The sequence below is a fragment of the Pantoea sp. FN0305 genome (genome assembly GCF_050113845.1).
Classification (GTDB): domain Bacteria; phylum Pseudomonadota; class Gammaproteobacteria; order Enterobacterales; family Enterobacteriaceae; genus Mixta; species Mixta alhagi.
In genome coordinates this window covers 409,009-430,328 of the sequence record NZ_JBNJSN010000002.1, presented here as the reverse complement: position 1 = coordinate 430,328, position 21,320 = coordinate 409,009, and the positions used below count along the sequence as shown (strand labels likewise).

Annotated in this window: 14 protein-coding genes; 7 read left to right on the top strand and 7 right to left on the bottom strand. The window is 53.7% G+C overall.

All coding sequences use genetic code 11. The features are described 5' to 3' along the window. Nucleotides 1-29 precede the first annotated feature (29 nt). Nucleotides 30-2,312, top strand: coding sequence for a formate C-acetyltransferase (gene pflB / locus ACQE3Y_RS06105; protein WP_250652259.1), 2,283 nt, complete (start codon nt 30-32; stop codon nt 2,310-2,312). Nucleotides 2,313-2,478: 166 nt separating this feature from the next. After that, nucleotides 2,479-3,222 carry a pyruvate formate lyase 1-activating protein gene (pflA, locus tag ACQE3Y_RS06100; RefSeq protein ID WP_426974232.1) on the top strand — a complete coding sequence of 248 codons (744 nt, stop codon included), beginning with the start codon at nt 2,479-2,481 and terminating at the stop codon, nt 3,220-3,222. A 51-nt stretch (nt 3,223-3,273) separates the two neighbouring features. Here pflA and ACQE3Y_RS06095 read toward each other — a convergent pair whose 3' ends face one another. From ACQE3Y_RS06095 to lrp, 6 genes are all read right to left on the bottom strand, one after another. Next, nucleotides 3,274-4,425 carry an MFS transporter gene (locus tag ACQE3Y_RS06095; protein ID WP_426974231.1) on the bottom strand — a complete coding sequence of 384 codons (1,152 nt, stop codon included), beginning with the start codon at nt 4,423-4,425 and terminating at the stop codon, nt 3,274-3,276. Nucleotides 4,426-4,704: 279 nt separating this feature from the next. Then, nucleotides 4,705-5,997, bottom strand: coding sequence for a serine--tRNA ligase (gene serS / locus ACQE3Y_RS06090; protein ID WP_085067428.1), 1,293 nt, complete (start codon nt 5,995-5,997; stop codon nt 4,705-4,707). A gap of 99 nt (nt 5,998-6,096) precedes the next feature. Continuing rightward, on the bottom strand, nt 6,097-7,440 hold the full coding sequence (locus ACQE3Y_RS06085; RefSeq protein WP_426981083.1) for a replication-associated recombination protein A: 1,344 nt from the start codon (nt 7,438-7,440) through the stop codon (nt 6,097-6,099). Nucleotides 7,441-7,447: 7 nt separating this feature from the next. Continuing rightward, nucleotides 7,448-8,059, bottom strand: coding sequence for an outer membrane lipoprotein chaperone LolA (gene lolA, locus ACQE3Y_RS06080; protein WP_085067430.1), 612 nt, complete (start codon nt 8,057-8,059; stop codon nt 7,448-7,450). 189 nt (nt 8,060-8,248) lie between these two features. Then, on the bottom strand, nt 8,249-11,845 hold the full coding sequence (locus ACQE3Y_RS06075; protein ID WP_426981082.1) for a DNA translocase FtsK 4TM domain-containing protein: 3,597 nt from the start codon (nt 11,843-11,845) through the stop codon (nt 8,249-8,251). 118 nt (nt 11,846-11,963) lie between these two features. Beyond that, on the bottom strand, nt 11,964-12,458 hold the full coding sequence (gene lrp, locus ACQE3Y_RS06070; protein ID WP_017347019.1) for a leucine-responsive transcriptional regulator Lrp: 495 nt from the start codon (nt 12,456-12,458) through the stop codon (nt 11,964-11,966). A 522-nt stretch (nt 12,459-12,980) separates the two neighbouring features. On the opposite strand from lrp, the gene trxB reads away from it, so the two are divergent. From trxB to infA, 5 genes are all read left to right on the top strand, one after another. Next, nucleotides 12,981-13,949 carry a thioredoxin-disulfide reductase gene (trxB, locus tag ACQE3Y_RS06065; protein WP_426981081.1) on the top strand — a complete coding sequence of 323 codons (969 nt, stop codon included), beginning with the start codon at nt 12,981-12,983 and terminating at the stop codon, nt 13,947-13,949. Between the two features lie 145 nt (nt 13,950-14,094). Beyond that, entirely contained in the window at nt 14,095-15,864 is a 1,770-nt protein-coding gene (gene cydD, locus ACQE3Y_RS06060) for a heme ABC transporter permease/ATP-binding protein CydD (RefSeq protein ID WP_426981080.1), read from the top strand. Continuing rightward, nucleotides 15,864-17,594, top strand: a complete 1,731-nt coding sequence (cydC, locus tag ACQE3Y_RS06055) for a heme ABC transporter ATP-binding protein/permease CydC (RefSeq protein ID WP_426974228.1) — start codon at nt 15,864-15,866, stop codon at nt 17,592-17,594. Before cydD ends, cydC begins: the two co-directional genes overlap by 1 nt. A 33-nt stretch (nt 17,595-17,627) precedes the next feature. Then, nucleotides 17,628-18,350: a leucyl/phenylalanyl-tRNA--protein transferase gene (gene aat / locus ACQE3Y_RS06050; protein WP_426974227.1), complete on the top strand. Its 723-nt coding sequence runs from the start codon at nt 17,628-17,630 to the stop codon at nt 18,348-18,350. A 305-nt stretch (nt 18,351-18,655) separates the two neighbouring features. Continuing rightward, on the top strand, nt 18,656-18,874 hold the full coding sequence (gene infA, locus ACQE3Y_RS06045) for a translation initiation factor IF-1 (RefSeq protein ID WP_002211347.1): 219 nt from the start codon (nt 18,656-18,658) through the stop codon (nt 18,872-18,874). A 160-nt stretch (nt 18,875-19,034) separates the two neighbouring features. Here infA and clpA read toward each other — a convergent pair whose 3' ends face one another. Next, entirely contained in the window at nt 19,035-21,311 is a 2,277-nt protein-coding gene (gene clpA, locus ACQE3Y_RS06040) for an ATP-dependent Clp protease ATP-binding subunit ClpA (RefSeq protein ID WP_250652249.1), read from the bottom strand. Nucleotides 21,312-21,320: the final 9 nt, after the last annotated feature.

Here is a 21,320-nt window from a genome sequence, read left to right as displayed (position 1 = left end):
AAGAACTTTTATCAGAAGGTAGGTATATTATGACCGAGCTCAATGAGAAACTGGCTGCCGCCTGGGAAGGCTTTACCGCAGGTGAATGGCAGAAATCAGTTAACGTTCGCGATTTTATTCAGAAAAACTATACGCCGTATGAAGGAGATGAATCCTTCCTGGCCGGTGCTACCGATGCGACTACCCAGCTGTGGAACAAAGTGCTGGAAGGCATCAAAATTGAAAACCGTACCCATGCGCCGGTTGATTTTGATACCAGCGTTGCAGCAACCATCACTTCACATGATGCAGGCTATATCGATCAGAGCCTGGAAAAAATTGTCGGCTTACAGACTGACGCTCCGCTGAAACGTGCCATTATCCCCTTTGGCGGGATCAAAATGGTGGAAGGTTCCTGCAAAGCCTATAACCGTGAGCTGGACCCACAGCTGAAAAAAATCTTTACCGAATACCGTAAAACCCATAACCAGGGCGTGTTCGACGTTTACACTCCGGAAATTTTACGCTGCCGTAAATCTGGCGTGCTGACCGGTCTGCCGGACGCATATGGTCGTGGCCGTATTATCGGCGACTACCGTCGTGTCGCGCTGTACGGTATCGATTATCTGATGCAGGATAAATTTGCGCAGTTCACCTCCCTGCAGGACGATCTGATCAATGGCGTTAATCTGGAAGCGACTATTCGTCTGCGTGAAGAGATTGCCGACCAGCATCGCGCGCTGGGCCAGCTGAAAGAGATGGCAGCAAGCTATGGCTGCGATATCTCTCGCCCGGCAACCAATGCACGTGAAGCAGTACAGTGGACCTACTTCGGCTATCTGGCTGCAGTGAAATCACAAAACGGCGCAGCGATGTCCTTTGGCCGTGTTTCAACCTTCCTTGATGTCTTTATCGAACGCGACATGCAGGCAGGTAAACTCAGCGAGCAGGAAGCACAAGAGCTGATTGACCATCTGGTAATGAAACTGCGTATGGTGCGTTTCCTGCGTACACCTGAATATGATGAGCTCTTCTCTGGCGACCCGATTTGGGCAACGGAATCCCTGGCAGGTATGGGCCTGGATGGCCGTACGTTGGTGACAAAAACCACCTTCCGCTTCCTGAACACCCTGTACACCATGGGGCCGTCTCCGGAGCCGAACATGACTATTCTGTGGTCAGAACAGCTGCCGATTAACTTCAAAAAATATGCGGCTAAAGTCTCTATCGACACCTCATCCGTCCAGTATGAAAACGACGACCTGATGCGTCCGGACTTTGATAATGATGATTATGCCATCGCCTGCTGCGTAAGCCCGATGATTGTCGGTAAACAGATGCAGTTCTTCGGTGCTCGCGCCAACCTCGCCAAAACGCTGCTGTACGCAATCAATGGCGGCGTCGATGAAAAAATGAAAATGCAGGTCGGCCCGAAAGAAGCGCCGATCATGGACGATGTGCTGGATTTCGATACCGTAATGGCTCGTCTGGACCACTTTATGGACTGGCTGGCTAAACAGTATGTCACCGCGCTGAATATCATTCACTATATGCATGATAAATATAGCTATGAAGCTGCGCTGATGGCACTGCATGACCGTGACGTTTACCGCACCATGGCCTGTGGTATTGCCGGCCTGTCCGTAGCGGCAGACTCACTTTCAGCTATCAAATATGCCACAGTAAAACCGATTCGCGATGAAGATGGCCTGGCAACAGATTTTGAAATCGAAGGTGAATACCCGCAGTTTGGTAACAACGATCCGCGCGTTGATGATCTGGCCTGCGACCTGGTTGAACGTTTCATGAAGAAAATTCAGAAACTGAATACCTACCGCAACGCCGTACCGACTCAGTCTGTGCTGACCATTACTTCCAACGTGGTTTACGGTAAGAAAACCGGTAACACTCCAGATGGTCGTCGTGCTGGCGCACCTTTTGGCCCTGGCGCTAACCCAATGCATGGTCGCGATCAGAAAGGCGCGGTTGCCTCGCTAACTTCTGTCGCTAAGCTGCCGTTTGCTTACGCTAAAGATGGTATCTCTTATACCTTCTCTATCGTACCGAACGCGCTGGGTAAAGATGACGATGTGCGTAAAACTAACCTGGCGGGTCTAATGGATGGTTACTTCCATCACGAAGCGGCAATTGAAGGCGGTCAGCATCTTAACGTTAACGTTATGAACCGTGAAATGCTGATGGACGCGATGGAGCATCCGGAAAAATATCCGCAGCTGACCATTCGCGTTTCAGGTTATGCGGTACGTTTCAACTCGCTGACTAAAGAACAGCAACAGGATGTTATTACACGTACTTTCACCCAGTCGCTGTAATCGCTCCTTGTGCTAATAAAAGGCTCCTGCGGGAGCCTTTTTACCAGCAGCCTGGTTTGCCAGAGATCTATACTGGGGTCATCTGGCAAAACAGACTCACTTAACGCAGCAGCCATTAAAGACTGCGTCACCTGCCAGGCAGGTTCACTTTGGAGAACACATCGCAATGTCATCATCCGTCGGTCGTATTCACTCATTCGAATCCTGTGGCACCGTTGATGGCCCAGGCATCCGCTTTATCACTTTTTTTCAGGGCTGCCTGATGCGCTGCCTTTACTGCCATAATCGCGATACCTGGGATACCCATGGCGGGAAAGAGGTTACGGTAGAAGAGCTGATGAGAGATGTTCTTTCTTATCGCCATTTCATTAACGCCTCCGGTGGCGGCGTTACCGCTTCAGGTGGTGAAGCGATACTGCAGGCCGCTTTTGTTCGCGACTGGTTCCGCGCCTGTAAGGCGGAAGGCATTCATACCTGTCTTGATACCAACGGCTTTGTACGTCGTTACGATCCGGTAATTGATGAGCTGCTGGAAGTGACCGATCTGGTGATGCTCGATTTGAAACAGATTAATGACGATGTTCATCAGATTCTGGTTGGCGTCTCTAATCATCGCACCCTGGACTTTGCTCGCTATATTGCTAAAAAAGGCATCCGAACCTGGATACGCTACGTCATCGTGCCGGGCTATACCGATGACGACGACTCCGCGCATCGCCTTGGCGAATTTACGCGCGATATGCAAAACGTCGAGAAGATTGAACTGCTTCCCTATCATGAGTTAGGCAAGCATAAATGGATCGCCATGGGGGAAGAATACAAGCTCGACGGGGTTAAACCGCCCAGGGCTGACACGATGGAACGCATCAAACATATTCTGGAAGGGTACGGTCATAAGGTCATGTATTAATCCGTAACCCACTAAAAAGGGCGACTTCACCGTCGCCCTTTTTTATACTGATTATGCCTGCGCCACAGGTGTAATATGATGGTCTGCTTTACGCAGCAGCATAACCAGATAGATGAACGCAACGGCCGCTATCATCACGAACAGTAAGCGATCGGAGTAGTTTTGCATCAGCATCGCCGTCATACTCGGCCCTGCCAGGCTGCCAATGGTATAGCTCAGCAGCAGAGCCTGATTCATCGCCACCAGTTCATGGTGCTTGACCGTCTCGCATGCCCATGACATGGCTACCGGATAAAGCGTAAAACCGGCAGCGCCCAGGATAAACAGTGCCGGAACCATAGCCATATTGCTGAGCATGGCAATCGAGCCAAGGATCACAATAAACACCTGCACGCGCAGCACCAGCAGACGACCGTAACGATCGGCCATACGCCCTACCGGCCACTGCCCTACGATGCCCGCGCTCACCAGTAACGCCATCCAGTAGCCGACGTTAGCGTCGCTGATCCCCTGATGAGAAAGATAAAGCGGCATCAGGCCATACAACGAGCCAAGTACAATGCCGGAAATAATACAACCGTTGATGCCAAGCCGTGAACTGCGGCGACGGAGCATTGGCCACATGCGAGCCGGGGCGCCATCTTCCTCACTCGCGGTAGCGGTAATTTTCATAAAGATAACCGGCAGTACGCCAGCGACAATCACGGCGGTGATCCAAGGCAAGACGTTCAGCAATTCGGTAGAGACTTTACTTACCAGCAACTGACCGGCCACCGTGCCCAGGTAGTAAACAATCATATAGGCAGCCAGCAGCTGACCGCGATTACGCAACGTGCCGCTACAAAGCAATGCGCTTTCCACTACCACCCAAATCCAGGCGCAGCCAATACCTGCCACCAGACGCCAAAGCGTCCAGCTCCAGAAGCCCTCATTCATCCCCAGCGCCACCGTGGCGACAGCAAAAACCAGCGAAGCAAAATAGTAGCTGCGATTAAATCCATAGTGTTTAATCAGCCAGCCCGCCAGTAAAGTCCCGATAAGATTACCTGTGTAATAAGATGAGCTAACCATGCCTACCTGCCAGGTGGGCAGATTGTCGTGTGTCAGCCACAAAGGCACCAGAGTATTAAGTACGGCAATAGAAACTGTCAGCAGCAGCAGGCCGCAGAGCAACAGCACAACGGGACGAGACCAGGTGAACATTGGCTAAATCACAGGGAAGAAAAGAGAAAGTGCGCGAATATTGCCACTCTTGTTTTTAAAGTCAATCAGCCCGATTTACACGCCGCACAATTTGCCCTGGGCCGATTTAATATTTTTATCCTGAAAGGATTTTTGCAGAATAAAGTTTATACAGAAAAAGAAAGCCGCCCTTGTAAATCAGGGAATTATATTTATTGCTGCAAAAGATAACGATATATTTATTTTAATAAAAAAAAGCCCGCCGGAATTAGCGGCAGGCCTGATAGTTCACGAAAAGTATTAACCAATCATGGTTAATCCGCCCATATAAGGGCGCAGCACTTCTGGTACTTCGATACGGCCATCAGCCTGCTGATAGTTTTCCAGCACCGCCACCAGCGTACGACCGACTGCGAGGCCTGAGCCATTCAGCGTGTGAACCAGACGCGGTTTCTTATCATTCTTACTGCGGCAGCGTGCCTGCATACGGCGAGCCTGGAAATCCCACATATTAGAGCAGGAAGAGATCTCGCGGTAAGTATCCTGCGCCGGCAGCCAGACTTCCAGATCGTAAGTCTTCGCCGCGCTGGCACCCATATCACCGGTGCAGAGCAGCACTTTACGGTAAGGCAGATTCAACAGCTGCAGCACTTTTTCTGCATGGCCCACCAGCTCTTCCAGTGCCTGCATGGAGTCTTCCGGACGAACAATCTGCACCATCTCAACTTTATCGAACTGGTGCATACGGATCAGTCCACGCGTATCACGGCCATAGGAGCCAGCTTCAGCACGGAAGCAAGGCGTATGGGCGGTGAGTTTAATCGGCAGGGACTCTTCCTCAACGATCTCGTCGCGGACCAGGTTGGTCAGCGGCACCTCGGCAGTTGGGATCAGCGCATAGTTGCTGCTGTCTGATTCTTCTTCCAGCGGGCGGGTATGAAACAGGTCTTCGCCAAATTTAGGCAGCTGTCCGGTACCAAACAACGTGGCATGGTTAACCAGATAAGGCACATAGGTTTCAGTATAGCCATGCTGCTGCGTATGCAGATCGAGCATGAACTGACCCAACGCACGATGCAGACGCGCAATCTGCCCCTGCATGACCACAAAACGGGAACCGGTCAGCTTAACAGCAGCGGCGAAATCCAGTCCTTTTGCCATTTCGCCAAGGTCAACGTGGTCACGTACCGGGAAATCATACTGGCGCGGCTCGCCCCAGCGCAGAATTTCCTGATTTTCAGTCTCATCTTTGCCCAGCGGCACCTCATCTGCAGGCAGATTCGGTAAAGCGAGAGAAAAATCACGGATTTGTTGCTGCAAGATATCCAGTTCGGCTTTAGCCGCATCCAGACGCTCGCCCAGCGCGTTAACTTCCTGACGCAGCGGCTCAATGTCTTCCCCGCGCGCTTTAGCCTGCCCGATGGATTTGGAACGCGCATTACGCTCAGCCTGCAGGTTTTCCGTTTCTACCTGCAACACTTTACGGCGCTCTTCAAGAGAGAGCAGCGTTTCCACATCCAGTTTAAATCCTCGGCGTGCCAGTTTTTCTGCGACTGCGTCTGGCTCGTTACGCAGCAGATTGGGATCGAGCATGCTTATCCTGTGCTTACTGTGATTAAAAAAAGGTTTTGAACCAAAGCGTTCCTTCAGGATCCACCCGGCTATTGCGCTAACCTTACCGCAACGTCTGGGTTAGCGGTAGCGTTTTGTCGGGCTATTTTGATCCTGTTCCGCAAGCCAGGCGAGCTTTTCGCCAATTTTACCTTCCAGCCCGCGACTGGTGGGCTGGTAGTAACGCGTTTGCGCCATCTCAGCGGGGAAATAGTCTTCGCCGGCGGCATAGCCGTTCGGCTCATCGTGCGCATAGCGATACGCCTTGCCCAATCCCATCTCCTTCATTAATTTCGTCGGTGCATTACGCAGATGTTCCGGCACATCAAAATCGGGTTTTTCACGCGCATCGCGCAGCGCGGCCTTAAAGGCGGTATACACCGCATTGCTTTTCGGTGCGCAGGCCAGATAAACAATCGCCTGGGCGATAGCGCGTTCGCCTTCTGCCGGGCCGACGCGGGTAAAACAATCCCATGCGGCAATCGCCACCTGCATCGCTCGTGGATCGGCATTTCCTACATCTTCAGAAGCGATGGCCAGCAGACGACGCGCAACGTAGAGCGGATCGCCGCCCGCCGTAATGATACGGGCATACCAGTAGAGCGCAGCGTCAGGAGCAGAGCCGCGTACTGATTTATGCAACGCTGAAATCAGGTCGTAATAGCGATCGCCTTTATTATCAAAGCGCGCTGCGCGTTCGCCGGATACCTCATTTAACAGCTGCGGCGTTAATTCCCGTTTGCCCTGCGCATCGCTTTCGGCCATATCCGCCATCATTTCCAGCGTATTCAGCGCGCGGCGCGCATCGCCATTCACCAGTTCGGCAATCATCCGGCGGGTTGAGTCAGGCAGGACGATATCCTCTTTGCCCAGCCCGCGCTCTTTATCGGTTAGCGCCTGCTGCAATACCGTTTCGATATCCTCTACCGTCAGGGATTTCAGCAGATAAACGCGCGCGCGCGATAACAGCGCGGAATTCAACTCAAAGGATGGATTTTCCGTGGTTGCGCCAATAAAGGTAATGGTGCCGTCTTCTATATGGGGTAAAAACGCATCCTGCTGGCTTTTATTGAACCGATGCACCTCATCTACAAACAGAATGGTGCGCCGCCCTGCCTGACGATTCTGACGTGCGCGTTCAATCGCTTCGCGTATCTCTTTAATGCCGGAGGTAACGGCAGAAATCCGTTCGACGTCGGCATTGCCGTAACGGCCAATCAGCTCAGCCAGCGTGGTTTTTCCGGTGCCGGGCGGGCCCCAAAGGATCATTGAATGGAGATGGCCTGCTTCAATAGCGCGCGTTAGCGGCTTATCCGGGGCCAACAGATGCTGCTGTCCGATATACTGTTGCAGCGTGGTTGGCCGCATACGCGCGGCCAACGGTTGAAACTGCTCGGAAGAAAAATCAAGGGAGAGATTACTCAACTCAACCTCACTGACGTTGATCGTCTACCGTCACCCCTTTCGGTGGCGTAAAGGTAAATTTATCCGCGCTGACCGGCCCATTATTTTGGCTTTTCAGCACGTAGCTGCTGCGCTGTCCATCCTGCTCAATGGCGCTGAACTGATTAATGGTGCCGTTACCAGAAACGTTAATCATAAACTGCTTGAGGTTACCGGCGTCTGTTTTCGGCGTCAGTTCAAAATTATCACCCTGCTGTTTCACATTATACTGTTTCCAGTCGCTGCTTTGATTACGGGCAATCAGCATAAACGGCGTATTACTGGTGGCACTGTTCAGCCAGGTAGCGCTGACCTGCTCCACGAAAGGATTGTAAAACCACAGGGTTTTACCGTCTGAAATAATAACGCTCTCATCCGGTGCGGTCATATGCCAGTTAAACAGGTTGGGACGTTTTACCCACATTTCCCCTTCACCTTCCTGAACATTCGAACCGCTGCTGTCGGTAACCTTCTGGCTAAAGCTGGCGTGGAAGCTGCTGACTTTATCCAGACGTTGCTGTAATTCACTGGAAGCATCGGCCAGCGCACCGGCGGAGGTCAACGCTGAAAGTAAACCGCAAGCAAGTACTAATTTTTTCATGACTACCGATTCCTTTTTAAGTCGTTATATTCCGCATCAGGCGGCCTTATTACACATTAGACTGACAATTCGCTTCCTGACAGGAGAAAATACTGAAAGCGACGCGGTTAGCCGTTTCTGATGTTTAAATAAACAACGGGCCGGATTTTACCGGCCCGTATAGCGTCTGACAGCACAAACGCTGTTTTATTACATTTCGTGCGGCGGCGGCGCAAGAACCTCACGGTTACCGTTATGCCCAGGCGGAGAGACGATAGCCTGTACCTCCATCTGCTCAATAATACGCGCGGCGCGGTTATAACCAATACGGAACTGACGCTGAACGCCAGAAATCGAAGCCCGACGTTTTTCCACCACAAAGGCCACTGCCTGATCGAACAGCGGATCCAACTCTTCGTCGCCGCCATCTAAGCCCAGGCCGCCACCGTCGCCTTCTTCGCCCGCCGTAATGCTTTCAATATACTGCGGACGACCACGCGCTTTCCAGTCCTGTACCACTGCATGCACTTCCTGGTCACGTACAAAGGCGCCGTGAACACGCACTGGAATCGAGGAGTTTGGCGGCATATAGAGCATATCGCCCATCCCCAGCAGGGATTCCGCACCGCCCTGATCAAGGATCGTACGGGAGTCAATTTTACTGGATACGGTAAAGGCGATACGCGTTGGAATATTAGCCTTAATCAGGCCGGTAATCACATCTACCGACGGACGCTGCGTAGCAAGCACCAGATGAATCCCCGCTGCACGCGCTTTCTGAGCCAGACGCGCAATGAGTTCTTCCACTTTTTTGCCTACCGCCATCATCAGGTCGGCGAATTCATCCACCATGACCACGATATAGGGCAGCTTTTCCAGCGTCGGCGGCAGCGTATCCATACTGTCGCCAGGCTTCCAGAATGGATCCGGGATGGGTCGTCCCATCGCTTCCGCCTGCTCGATTTTCTCGTTGTAACCCGCCAGATTTCGTACGCCAAGCGCAGACATTAGTTTATAGCGACGCTCCATCTCGCCAACGCTCCAGCGCAACGCATTAGCCGCGTCTTTCATGTCGGTGACCACTTCCGTTAACAGATGTGGGATACCTTCATAAACCGAGAGCTCCAGCATTTTCGGATCGATCATAATAAAGCGCACCTGCTCCGGCGTCGCTTTATAAAGCATACTGATGATCATCGCGTTCACGCCTACCGATTTACCAGAACCGGTAGTACCGGCCACCAACAGGTGAGGCATTTTGGCCAGATCGGCCACCACCGGCTGGCCTGCAATATCTTTACCCAGTACCACAGAAAGCGGCGAAGGATTATCACGGAAGCTGGCGCAGTCGAGCACTTCGCGCAGATAAACGGTCTGACGATGCTTATTCGGCAGTTCGAGACCCACATAAGGTTTGCCCGGGATCACCTCAACCACGCGCACTGCCACCGCAGAAAGTGAACGGGCCAAATCGCGTGACAGGTTAGAAATGCGTGCCGCCTTGACGCCTGGGGCTAAATCCAGTTCAAAGCGGGTGATCACCGGCCCTGGTGAAATACCAACCACTTCCGCTTTTACCCGATAGTCAGCCAGCCGCGCTTCAACCAGGCGGGCAGTCTGTTCCAGCGCAAACATATCTACCGGTTCTTCTTCTGCCGGCGGCGAGGTTAACAGATCCAGCGTCGGCAATGGCGTAGTCGGTTTATAGGTTGGCTGCTCATGACGCATCAGGAAAGGATGAATCAGGCTATCCGTCAGCGAATCATGGCTTTCAGGCTGTGGCGCAACATCCACGGCCGCGGGCGTAAAGGCTGACGACGCGCTGCTTTGCCATTGAGAAACGGGCGGCTCAATGGGGCGCTGAACCGGTTCGCTCGGCTGCGTCACCTGCGGTGCCGGGACATCCGTCGGCTGAGAGGCATAACGCGGCTCTGCTGATGCCGGCTGCTGCCACTGTGGCTCCGCTGCCGGAGTCTCTGGCTCAGGCGTAGCGGCAATAGTAAACAGCGGCTCGCCTGGACCATCATCAATCAGATCTTTCATTGGTGAAAAATCGAAAGCGGCAGCAGGATCGATCGTAAAGGCTGGCGTATCGCGCGGCGGCGTTGCAGCCTCCTGAGGAGGCGTATCTGCCAGATGTTCACTGCGCGGCTGTAGCGTATTCTGCTGCGGCTGCGGCTGCGGCTGCGGCTGATAAGTACTATCGGGCTGCGTTGGCTGCGCATATCGCTGCTGAACGTTACCCTCTTGCTGAACCTCAGGCACCGCCGGTTCAGGCTGTGCGTAACGTTGCTGCTGTTGCTGCGCGAACTGCTGCGCCAGCGCCTCTTGCTGCAATGCACCCTCATCCTCGTCAGAGGCATAGTCTGCGCCATAGCGCGCCTGCTGCTGTGCCATAAACGCATCACGTAACTGGTGTTCGTCTTCGGCAATTGACTGCGCATCGGCAGGCTGAGACAGAGCCTGTTGCTGGGCCTCCTGCTTCGCTTTTTCCTCTGCCAGACGCTGGGAAGGCAGCTTAATGCCAAAGGAAGCGAGTTCACGGCGCGTAGGCAACTTAACCGGTTTCGGACGCGGAAGCTCTGGACCGATGCCCTGTTTGATCTGCGGATTAATCTCTTCAGGTGCAGTGGCCGGCATAAAAGGAACGGCGCCTGCTTGCGTAGCGGCGGCTGTGGCCGCAGCTGGCGCTGGTGATGAGGTTGTCGCCTCTTGCCAGTTACCCATTTGCGGACCCTCGTCTTCTGCACCCGGCGTGAAGACGTCGATTGACTGCTGAGGCATTTCAAAACGATAAAGCGGCGGCGCAGCGCTTACGCTCTCGCTTTGCGCCGCTGCGGCAGGCGCAGGAGATACGTTTACAGGCGCGACATTATCGCGCGCTGACACAACCGGCTGTGCCGGACCTGATTGTTCCGCCTGAGTTGGCACAGAATCGTTCTGCTCATTCAGAGCATGAACTACCGGCTGAGCGGATGCAGAAGCTTCGGCGTTCGCCTGGGTCATCGCGGCGCTGTTAGCGACCGGTGCTTTAGCAAACAGGGGATCCTCTTCTTCCGTCTCATCTTCCACGGCGTGCAATCTACGCGGCGGCGACAGCAGAATGTCATCGTCTTCATCCAGCTGAACCGCGCTTTTAATCGTGGGTGCCGGACGATAGTCATCCTCTTCATGCCAGGCTTCGTCATTGCGCGAGCGATTGCTGGCAAAGGTCAGCACGCCCATAACCACCGCACCGATTTTCTCGGCAATCGTCAGCCAGGACCAACCGGTATACAGGGTTAACCCCGCAGCCCAAAGGCAGAGCAAGGCCAGCGTCCCGCCCGCGCCGCTTAAATACGGTGCCATTGCATTACTGACCAGACTGCCGATCACCCCGCCGGAGGCAAAGTACCAAATGTCATCAGCATTAAGCGCGGCAAGACCACAGGTGGTCACCACCAGCGCCAGCACGCCTATCAGACGCAGGCCCACGGCAAAGTAGTCGATATAGTCCTGGCGATCGCGCTGCTGAAAAGTAATCCAGCACAGACCAAGGATCACGGGCGGAATGGCGTACGCCATCACTCCAAAAATAAACAGTAACGTATCGGCCAGCCAGGCACCGACGTTGCCGCCCAAATTATGAATGGGTTCATGCCAGGCGGTCTGAGACCAACTGGGATCGGAGGGATTAAAACTAACCAGCGCCACCATCAAATAGACAGCGAATAGCGCAACAAGGATCAGCAACGCTTCGAGCAGACGGCGACCACTACTAAGCGGCTTAAGTGACACTTCTTTATCTTCTGTATATTCCTGGCTCAAGAGAACTCTCCAGGTACCTGTAAACTATGAAGGAAACAGCGCCGGGCTACCCGACGCTGTGCCTGTATGAATTCACAGGAGTGTACCGAATACCACCAGGTTTTGCACCTGTCCTGTGTTATCGCGTCTTAATAACCAAACGGTTACTCTGTTTGACTTCTTCCATCACCACATAAGTCCGCGTATCGTTAACGCCCGGCAGGCGCAGCAGGGTTTCACCCAGCAGTTTACGGTAGGCAGACATGTCCGGCACGCGGGTTTTCAACAGGTAGTCAAAATCACCGGAAACAAGGTGACACTCTTGAGTTTCCTCAAGTTTTTGCACGGCGGCGTTAAATTGTTCAAACACATCCGGCGCACCGCGATTCAGAGTAATCTCAACGAAAACCAGCAATGATGCGTCAAGATAGTGAGGATTGAGCAACGCGGTATAGCCCAGAATAAAGCCCTGACGTTCCAGGCGGCGTACGCGTTCAAGGCATGGCGTGGGCGATAAGCCAACGCGTTTTGAAAGCTCCACGTTAGAAATACGACCATCCTTCTGCAGTTCATTCAGGATATTTCTGTCTATTCTGTCGAGGTCTTTTCCGGGGCGTTTTTTATTGTCTACCATTATTATTGTCTCTCTTCATTCCTTCCCTTTACCTGCCATACCCTGAACGAAATCAATGTACAGGGTCTTTCGTCAGTGAAGACATAGAGCCTGTTGCTATTGCAGCGCCCATCCGCATGACGCATGCTGTCTGTCCACACCATGCGTCATTACGAATGACAGACTGAGTTTATTCGGCGTTGTACGCAAAAGCTGGTACGAAACTCTGTTTACATAGCTCAAATATTCTCTGCTTCCCACAATGTTTTCGCAAAAGCGCAGGCGATTGTCAAAGCAAAACATTGAAAATCAGGAGAACATGCCAGCCCGTGGCGCGTACCGCCATTTTTAACCGGATATTTTGGGCGTTTTGCCTGCAATTTATTTGCTGTGAAGCTTTTTTACGCCGGCCTTTCTTCCCTGCCCCGCGTTATCGGTGAAACCTGTTGCATCAATTGTTAACAAAATCGCAGAACGCTTTTTTTGCGTCATTAAATTCCCTACAATCTGGCTCCATGTTGCCAGTTAACTAATGAGGATCTCATGGGCACGGCCAAACACAGTAAATTGCTTATTCTGGGCTCTGGTCCGGCGGGCTATACCGCAGCCGTCTACGCTGCACGCGCTAATCTGAATCCGGTAATGATTACCGGCCTGGAAAAAGGCGGCCAGCTAACTACCACTACCGACGTTGAGAACTGGCCTGGCGATCCTGAGGATCTAACTGGTCCGCGGTTAATGGAACGTATGCATGAGCATGCGTTGAAATTTAATACCGAAATCATCTTTGATCATATCCATACGGTTGATTTGCAAAATCGTCCGTTTCGTCTGGTTGGCGACAGCGGCGAATATACTGCCGATGCGCTGATCATCGCTACCGGCGCTTCCGCCCGTTATCTGGGCCTGCCTTCCGAAGAAGCGTTCAAGGGTAAAGGCGTCTCCGCCTGTGCAACCTGTGACGGGTTCTTCTATCGTAAGCAGAAAGTTGCCGTCGTGGGCGGCGGCAATACCGCTGTTGAAGAAGCGCTATATCTCTCTAATATCGCCTCTGAAGTTCATTTGATTCACCGTCGCGAGACTTTCCGCGCCGAGAAGATCTTGATCAATCGCCTGATGGAAAAAGTCAGCAGCGGCAATATCGTGCTGCACACCCATCGCGAGCTGGACGAAGTGCTGGGCGATCAAATGGGCGTGACTGGCGTGCGTCTGCGTGGCGCGCAGAACAGCGAAATCACGGAAGAGCTGGATGTCGCTGGCCTGTTTATCGCTATCGGGCACAGCCCGAATACCGCTATTTTCGCCGGACAGCTGGAGCTGGAAGATGGCTATATTAAAGTGCTGTCAGGTTTGCAGGGCAACGCCACGCAGACCAGCATCCCAGGCGTATTTGCAGCTGGCGATGTGATGGATCATACCTATCGTCAGGCAATTACCTCTGCCGGTACGGGCTGTATGGCAGCGCTGGATGCGGAACGTTATTTAGATGGTCTGGTTAAAAACGATAAGTAAGTTGTTAATTAACTGATCTTATTTTTCTGAGGCGACAGTTCAACTGTCGCCTTTTTTCTTTCTGCCATGCTACATTGCCTGCGCCTCTACTGGCATATTCCCTGGCGATATCGGCCAGCCTGTTCTTCTTGAGAAACGGCCCCGGATGGAAAAGAAACGTCAACAACAACTCACCCGCTGGCTGCGCCAGCAGCGTGTCTGTGCCCGCCCCTGGACAACCCTTTCTACGCTGCTGGGCCTGGCAAGCGCCCTGCTGATCATCGCCCAGGCATGGCTGCTGGCCACCCTGATGCATCATTTGATTAGCGAACAGCAGCCGCGTGCGCAATGGCTTTCCACTCTATTTCTGTTGCTGCTCTGTTTCGCGGTACGCGCCTTGCTGAGTTGGCTTCGCGAACAGGCGGGCTATCGGGCGGGAGAACAGATACGACGTGCCCTGCGCAAACAGGTGCTTGACCGTTTACAGCAGTCAGGCCCCGCCTGGATACAGGAGAAGCCGGTCGGCAGCTGGGCCAGCCTGCTGCTGGAGCAGACGGAAGAGATGCAGGACTATTATGCGCGTTATCTGCCGCAGATGACGTTAGCTGTGCTTATTCCCGGTCTGATCCTGCTGGTGATTTTCCCGGTGAACTGGGCCGCCGGACTGATTTTGTTGGCCACGGCTCCGCTCATTCCGCTGTTTATGGCGTTGGTGGGAATGGGGGCCGCCGATGCAAATCGGCGTAATTTTCTTGCGCTGGCGCGGCTTAGCGGTGATTTTCTCGATCGGCTGCGTGGCCTGGATACGCTGCGTCTGTTTCATCGCGGCGCGGCGGAAACGCGCACCATTGCTGCCGCTTCCGAAGATTTTCGGCAGCGCACTATGGAAGTCCTCAGGCTGGCTTTTCTCTCTTCGGCGGTGCTGGAATTTTTCGCTTCTGTCTCTATTGCCATTGTCGCCGTCTATTTTGGCTTCTCCTATTTAGGCGAGCTGAATTTTGGTCACTACGGTACCAGCATCACTCTGTTTGCCGGCTTTTTGGCCTTGATTCTGGCACCGGAATTTTTTCAGCCGCTGCGCGATTTAGGCACGTTTTATCATGCCAAAGCTCAGGCGGTGGGTGCAGCCGATGCGCTGCACGCTTTCCTCTCCTCCCAACCAGAGGTCACGTCAGCCAGGGGCAAACCTGGATTTTCGCCCGATCGACCGCTGCAAATCGACGCCCGCGGGCTGATGATTATGGCCCCGAACGGAACCTTGCTCGCTGGCCCGCTCGATTTCTCTTTGTCGCCAGGCAGACGTGTAGCGCTGGTGGGTCAAAGCGGCGCGGGGAAAAGCTCGCTGATCAATGCGCTGCTGGGCTTCCTGCCTTATCAGGGCTCCTTACGGATTAACGGCTATGAGCTACGGGATCTTCCACGTCGCGACTGGCATCAGCTTCTGGCCTGGGTAGGTCAAAATCCTCATCTGCCGGAACGTACGGTTCGTGAGAATATAATCAACGGTCAGAGAGTATCGGCGGCACGTTTACAGGAGATACTGACGTTAGCTGGTGTTGATGAGTTTCTTTGCCGTCTGCCGCTGGGGCTGGAGCACGAGATGGGCGATCAGGCTGCCGGCCTGTCGGTGGGACAGGCGCAGCGGATTGCCGTAGCGCGGGCGCTGCTAAAACCTCGTCAGCTGTTATTGCTGGATGAACCGGGTGCCAGCCTGGACGCGCGTAGTGAGCAGCATGTCATGCGGGCGCTGTTGGCCGCATCACAGCAACAAACCACCCTGTTGGTAACGCATCAGCTAAATGAGCTGGCGCAGTGGGATGAAATTTGGGTGATGCGGGATGGTCAACTTATTCAACAGGGCAGCTGGCAGCAGCTTACCAGTCAGCCGGGCCCCTTTGCCACGCTGCTGACCCATCGTCAGGGAGATATAGCCTGATGGCGAAACTACAACCTTTTCTGCGGCTCTATCGCCGTCATTGCTGGCGTCTGTTGTTGGGGGCGTTATTAGCTATCGTGACGTTATTAGCCAGCACAGGACTGCTCACGCTTTCAGGATGGTTTCTCGCGGCTTCATCGCTGGCAGGCACGGCGGGGCTCTACAGCTTTAACTATATGCTGCCCGCTGCGGGCGTACGCGGCGCGGCTATCATCCGCACCGTTGCGCGCTATTTTGAACGTCTGGTCAGTCATGACGGGACATTTCGCGTGCTACAACATCTGCGTGTTTTTACTTTTCGTCGACTAATGCCGCTCTCGCCTGCAGGGCTTACCCACCTGCGCCAGGGCGACTTACTTAACCGCTTTGTTGCCGATGTCGATACGCTCGATCATCTCTATCTCAGGCTAATTTCGCCGCTCTGCGGCGCGCTGATAGTGATTATCGTGGTGACGCTGGGGTTATGCTGGCTGGATGTCTCGCTGGCGTTGACGCTGGGTGCCATTATGCTGCTGACGCTGCTGCTGCTGCCGCCGCTGTTTTATCGCGCCGGACGTCCCGCTGGCGAGATCATTACCGCCGAGCGTGCACGTTATCGCCAGCAACTGACTCACTGGCTGCAGGCGCAGGCAGAGCTTTCACTGTATGGCAGCGTTGAAGCCTGGCGCGCGCAGCTGGATTTAGTGGAACAGCGTTGGCAACAGGCGCAGCGCAGGCAGGCCAGCCTGACCGGCCTGTCACAAGCGCTGCTGCTGCTGATCAGCGGCGCGGCGGTAACGTTGATGCTCTGGCTCAGCGCTGGCGGCGTAGGCCACTGGCCGCAGCCTGGCGCCTTGATTGCTCTGCTGGTTTTTTGCACTCTGGCGGCGTTCGAAGCGTTAGCACCGGTGGGTATGGCCTTCCAACATCTTGGGCAGGTTTTTGCCTCTGCTGAGCGTATCAGCCAGATTATCGATCGCTCGCCCGCCGTGGAATTCCCCTCTGAGCAACGCGACGATCTTCCTGCGCCTGGCTCGCTGGCGTTAGAACAGGTTACCTTCTCATATCCGGATGCGGTTTCCCCTGCCCTGCAGCGCCTGTCGCTCCAGGTTAACGCCGGTGAAACCATTGCGCTGCTCGGCCCTACCGGCTGCGGCAAAAGCACGCTGCTACAGCTGTTAACGCGAGCATGGGATGCGCAGCAGGGTGAGATTTGGCTACAGGGCCTCCCGCTACGTCAATGGAGCGAACCAGCTTTACGCGCCGCTGTTAGCGTGGTCAGTCAGCGGGTTCACCTGTTTAACCAGACATTACGCGATAACTTATTACTGGCTGCGCCGGAGAGCAGCGATCGGGCTCTGTGCGCCATACTGGAACAGGTGGGTCTGGAAAAGCTGCTGGACGGCGAGGGGCTAAACGCCTGGCTGGGCGAAGGCGGCCGACAGCTTTCTGGCGGTGAATTACGTCGTCTGGCTATTGCCCGGGCGCTGCTGCACAATGGGCCAATAATGTTGCTTGATGAACCCACCGAAGGTCTGGATGCGGAAACAGAACGGCATATTCTTGCCCTGCTGGCTCAGGTTACCGCCGACAAAACGGTGATAATGGTTACCCATCGCCTGCAGGGGCTGGACAAAGTCGATCGGATTTACGTTATGGATCAGGGTGAGATCATTGAGCAGGGAACGCATGTGGAATTAATTGCAAAAGGCGGACGCTACTGGCATTTTCAGCAGCGGTTTACGCTATAGTCATAGCTTCTTAAACTGCGGGGCTTTCGAGAAATGCGACTGATTCAGTTGTCACGTGAATCGCTTAACTTTCCGCCGCCGGAAATGGCGCTGCGTGAACCAAATGGCCTGCTGGCTATGGGCGGCGACCTTAGCCCTGCACGTTTACTCAATGCCTACTACCGGGGGATTTTCCCCTGGTTTTCGCCAGGCGATCCTATTTTATGGTGGTCGCCCGATCCGCGTGCGGTATTAATCCCGGATGCGTTTCATTGCAGCCGCAGCATGAAGCGTTTTCACCGACGCTCGCCCTATCGCGTCACCATGAACCGTGCGTTTGCTGAGGTAGTAGAAGGTTGCGCCAGCGATCGTAACGAGGGAACCTGGATCACGCCGGAGGTAAAACGCGCCTGGTGGCGTCTGTACGATCTGGGTCATGCACACTCGATCGAAGTCTGGTGCGATCGGGAACTGGTTGGCGGCATGTATGGCCTGGCGCTGGGACAACTCTTTTGCGGCGAGTCGATGTTTAGCCGGAGTGAAAACGCATCAAAAACCGCGCTGCTGGTATTTTGCCAACATTTTTCCCAACATGGCGGCCAGCTGATCGATTGCCAGGTATTAAATCCGCATACCGCATCGCTTGGGGCTACAGAGATTGCACGTACCGATTATTTGCTGGCGCTGAGTCGCCTGGGGAATGCGTCGGTGAACGAGGCCTGCTGGTGTACAGATACGCTTTTTGCCCCTGAACCGATGTTTTACACGCAACGGTGAGGAATAGTGGTATAATAGGAAAGTTTGGTATGTCGTCCGTTTATTGCGTAAGCGCATCGGAATTACCAGGCTGGGAATCACCACGCATCTTCAGAACTGTTTTCTGGCTGTGGCCGGTTAATGGATTCTTAGCCGCTATTCCCCCTCGCTAACGTCACTGTCATCAGACGACGAAAGTTATGCTTGTATGCTGCGCTACAGGTGCATGCGGGCGTTGGTATAATAACCAACAATTCTTTACATAATTCGTGGAATTCGGCATTATCTTGCCGGTTCAAAACTTGGAAGTCCACCCAGAGGATTCGATGGCCAAAGAAGACAATATTGAAATGCAGGGTACCGTACTTGATACGTTACCTAACACCATGTTCCGCGTGGAATTAGAAAACGGACACGTGGTTACCGCCCATATCTCCGGTAAAATGCGCAAAAACTACATCCGCATTCTGACGGGCGACAAAGTCACTGTTGAGCTGACCCCGTACGACCTGAGCAAAGGCCGCATTGTCTTCCGTAGTCGTTAATAAAGCTCTGCGTTAATCTGACATTAACGCCTGACTGTTAACAAAGGCCAGATAATCTGGCCTTTTGCTTTTACGATGCATCAATGCGTGCTCTGTTGTTAATAACGATACGCTGATAAAAAAGGCCGGATTAATCCGGCCTTTTGCTTTTCTGCTGCGCTTATTGCACTGAGCCTTCCGTTTTGCGCTTCTCAGCGCTAACAAAATGGTAAGCCAGCTGATTTTTCTCTTTATCCAGCGTGACCGATACCGATCCGCCATCCACCAGCGAACCAAACAGCAGTTCGTTAGCCAACGGTTTTTTCAGGTTTTCCTGCACGGTACGCGCCATTGGACGTGCACCCATCGCTTTGTCATAACCTTTCTCTGCCAGCCATTCACGCGCTTCGTCGCTGACTTCCAGTGAAACGCCTTTGGCGTCCAACTGGGCCTGCAGTTCCACGATGAATTTGTCCACCACCTGGTGAATAACTTCAGCAGAAAGGTGATCAAACCAGATAATGTTATCAAGGCGGTTACGGAACTCCGGCGTAAAGATCTTTTTGATCTCTTCCATCGCATCGGTACTGTTATCCTGATGGATAAGACCAATGGATTTACGCTCGGTTTCACGCACGCCAGCGTTGGTGGTCATTACCAGAACCACGTTGCGGAAATCCGCTTTGCGGCCATTGTTATCGGTCAGCATTCCGTTGTCCATTACCTGCAGCAGCAGGTTAAAGACATCCGGATGCGCTTTCTCAATTTCATCCAACAGCACCACGGCATGAGGATGCTTGATCACCGCATCGGTCAGCAAACCACCCTGATCAAAGCCAACGTAGCCCGGAGGCGCACCGATCAGGCGGCTTACGGTATGACGTTCCATATACTCGGACATGTCAAAGCGCAGCAGTTCAATGCCCAGCGCCTTCGCCAGCTGCACCGTCACTTCGGTTTTACCTACCCCGGTAGGGCCGGCAAACAGGAATGAACCCACCGGTTTACGTTCATGTCCCAGCCCGGCGCGGCTCATTTTGATCGCCTCGGTTAATGCTTCAATCGCTTTATCCTGGCCAAACACCAGCATTTTCAGCCGCTCGCCAAGGCTTCTCAGCGTATCGCGATCGGTTGCAGAAACGCTTTTCTCCGGAATGCGGGCAATACGCGCCACTACCGACTCAATATCCGCCACGTTAACGGTTTTCTTACGCTTGCTGACCGGCATCAGTCGGCTGCGTGCGCCAGCTTCATCAATAACATCAATTGCCTTATCCGGCAGGTGACGATCGTTGATATATTTTACAGCCAGCTCAACGGCGGCACGTACCGCTTTGGCGGTGTAACGGACATCGTGATGCGCTTCATACTTCGGTTTCAGACCGTTAAGGATCTGCACCGTTTCATCCACGCTCGGCTCGGTAACGTCAATTTTCTGGAAACGACGCGCCAGCGCACGATCTTTCTCAAAGATATTGCTGAATTCTTGATAGGTTGTAGAACCCATCACGCGGATCCGTCCACTCGACAGCAACGGTTTGATCAAATTCGCCGCATCAACCTGACCGCCGGAAGCCGCACCTGCGCCGATGATAGTATGGATCTCATCGATAAACAGAATACTGCTTTCATCCTGTTCCAGCTGTTTGAGCAGCGCCTTAAAGCGTTTTTCAAAATCACCGCGGTATTTCGTCCCGGCCAGCAGCGAACCAATATCCAGAGAATAGATGGTGCAGTCTTTGATGATTTCCGGCACGTCACCCTGCACGATGCGCCAGGCGAGGCCTTCAGCGATAGCGGTTTTACCCACGCCCGATTCGCCCACCAGCAGCGGGTTATTTTTCCGACGACGGCAGAGCACCTGAACGGTACGCTCCAGCTCCTTGTCGCGGCCGATCAGCGGATCGATACCGCCAACGCGAGCAAGCTGGTTAAGATTGGTGGTGAAGTTTTCCATACGTTCCTCCCCGCCTGCCTGCTCTTCATTGATCTGATTCTCCGGCCCCTGCGCCTGGCCCGGTTCATCTTTACGCGTCCCGTGGGAAATAAAGTTCACCACATCAAGACGGCTGACTTCATGTTTGCGCAGCAGGTAAGCCGCCTGGGACTCCTGCTCGCTAAAAATGGCCACCAGCACGTTTGCGCCCGAGACTTCGCTGCGTCCGGACGACTGAACGTGGAAAACCGCACGCTGCAACACACGTTGAAAGCTAAGCGTCGGTTGCGTATCGCGCTCTTCTTCCGTTACCGGCAATACCGGCGTGGTTTGTTCGATGAAGGCTTCGAGCTCCTGGCGCAGAGCCACTATATCCACCGTACAGGCTTCCAGTGCCTCTCTGGCCGACGGGTTGCTGAGCAAAGCCAGCAACAGATGCTCGACGGTCATAAATTCATGACGGTGCTCACGCGCTCTGGCGAAAGCCATGTTTAAACTGAGTTCCAGTTCTTGATTGAGCATTAGGCACCT

What these genes read in the sequence shown, in the direction of transcription:
- cydD (WP_426981080.1), top strand. Translation starts at nt 14,095, where the DNA reads ATGGAAAAGAAACGTCAACAACAACTCACCCGCTGGCTGCGCCAGCAG.
- pflA (WP_426974232.1), top strand. Translation starts at nt 2,479, where the DNA reads ATGTCATCATCCGTCGGTCGTATTCACTCATTCGAATCCTGTGGCACC.
- trxB (WP_426981081.1), top strand. Translation starts at nt 12,981, where the DNA reads ATGGGCACGGCCAAACACAGTAAATTGCTTATTCTGGGCTCTGGTCCG.
- ACQE3Y_RS06095 (WP_426974231.1), bottom strand. Translation starts at nt 4,425, where the DNA reads ATGTTCACCTGGTCTCGTCCCGTTGTGCTGTTGCTCTGCGGCCTGCTG.
- cydC (WP_426974228.1), top strand. Translation starts at nt 15,864, where the DNA reads ATGGCGAAACTACAACCTTTTCTGCGGCTCTATCGCCGTCATTGCTGG.
- lrp (WP_017347019.1), bottom strand. Translation starts at nt 12,458, where the DNA reads ATGGTAGACAATAAAAAACGCCCCGGAAAAGACCTCGACAGAATAGAC.
- aat (WP_426974227.1), top strand. Translation starts at nt 17,628, where the DNA reads ATGCGACTGATTCAGTTGTCACGTGAATCGCTTAACTTTCCGCCGCCG.
- serS (WP_085067428.1), bottom strand. Translation starts at nt 5,997, where the DNA reads ATGCTCGATCCCAATCTGCTGCGTAACGAGCCAGACGCAGTCGCAGAA.
- infA (WP_002211347.1), top strand. Translation starts at nt 18,656, where the DNA reads ATGGCCAAAGAAGACAATATTGAAATGCAGGGTACCGTACTTGATACG.
- clpA (WP_250652249.1), bottom strand. Translation starts at nt 21,311, where the DNA reads ATGCTCAATCAAGAACTGGAACTCAGTTTAAACATGGCTTTCGCCAGA.
- lolA (WP_085067430.1), bottom strand. Translation starts at nt 8,059, where the DNA reads ATGAAAAAATTAGTACTTGCTTGCGGTTTACTTTCAGCGTTGACCTCC.
- pflB (WP_250652259.1), top strand. Translation starts at nt 30, where the DNA reads ATGACCGAGCTCAATGAGAAACTGGCTGCCGCCTGGGAAGGCTTTACC.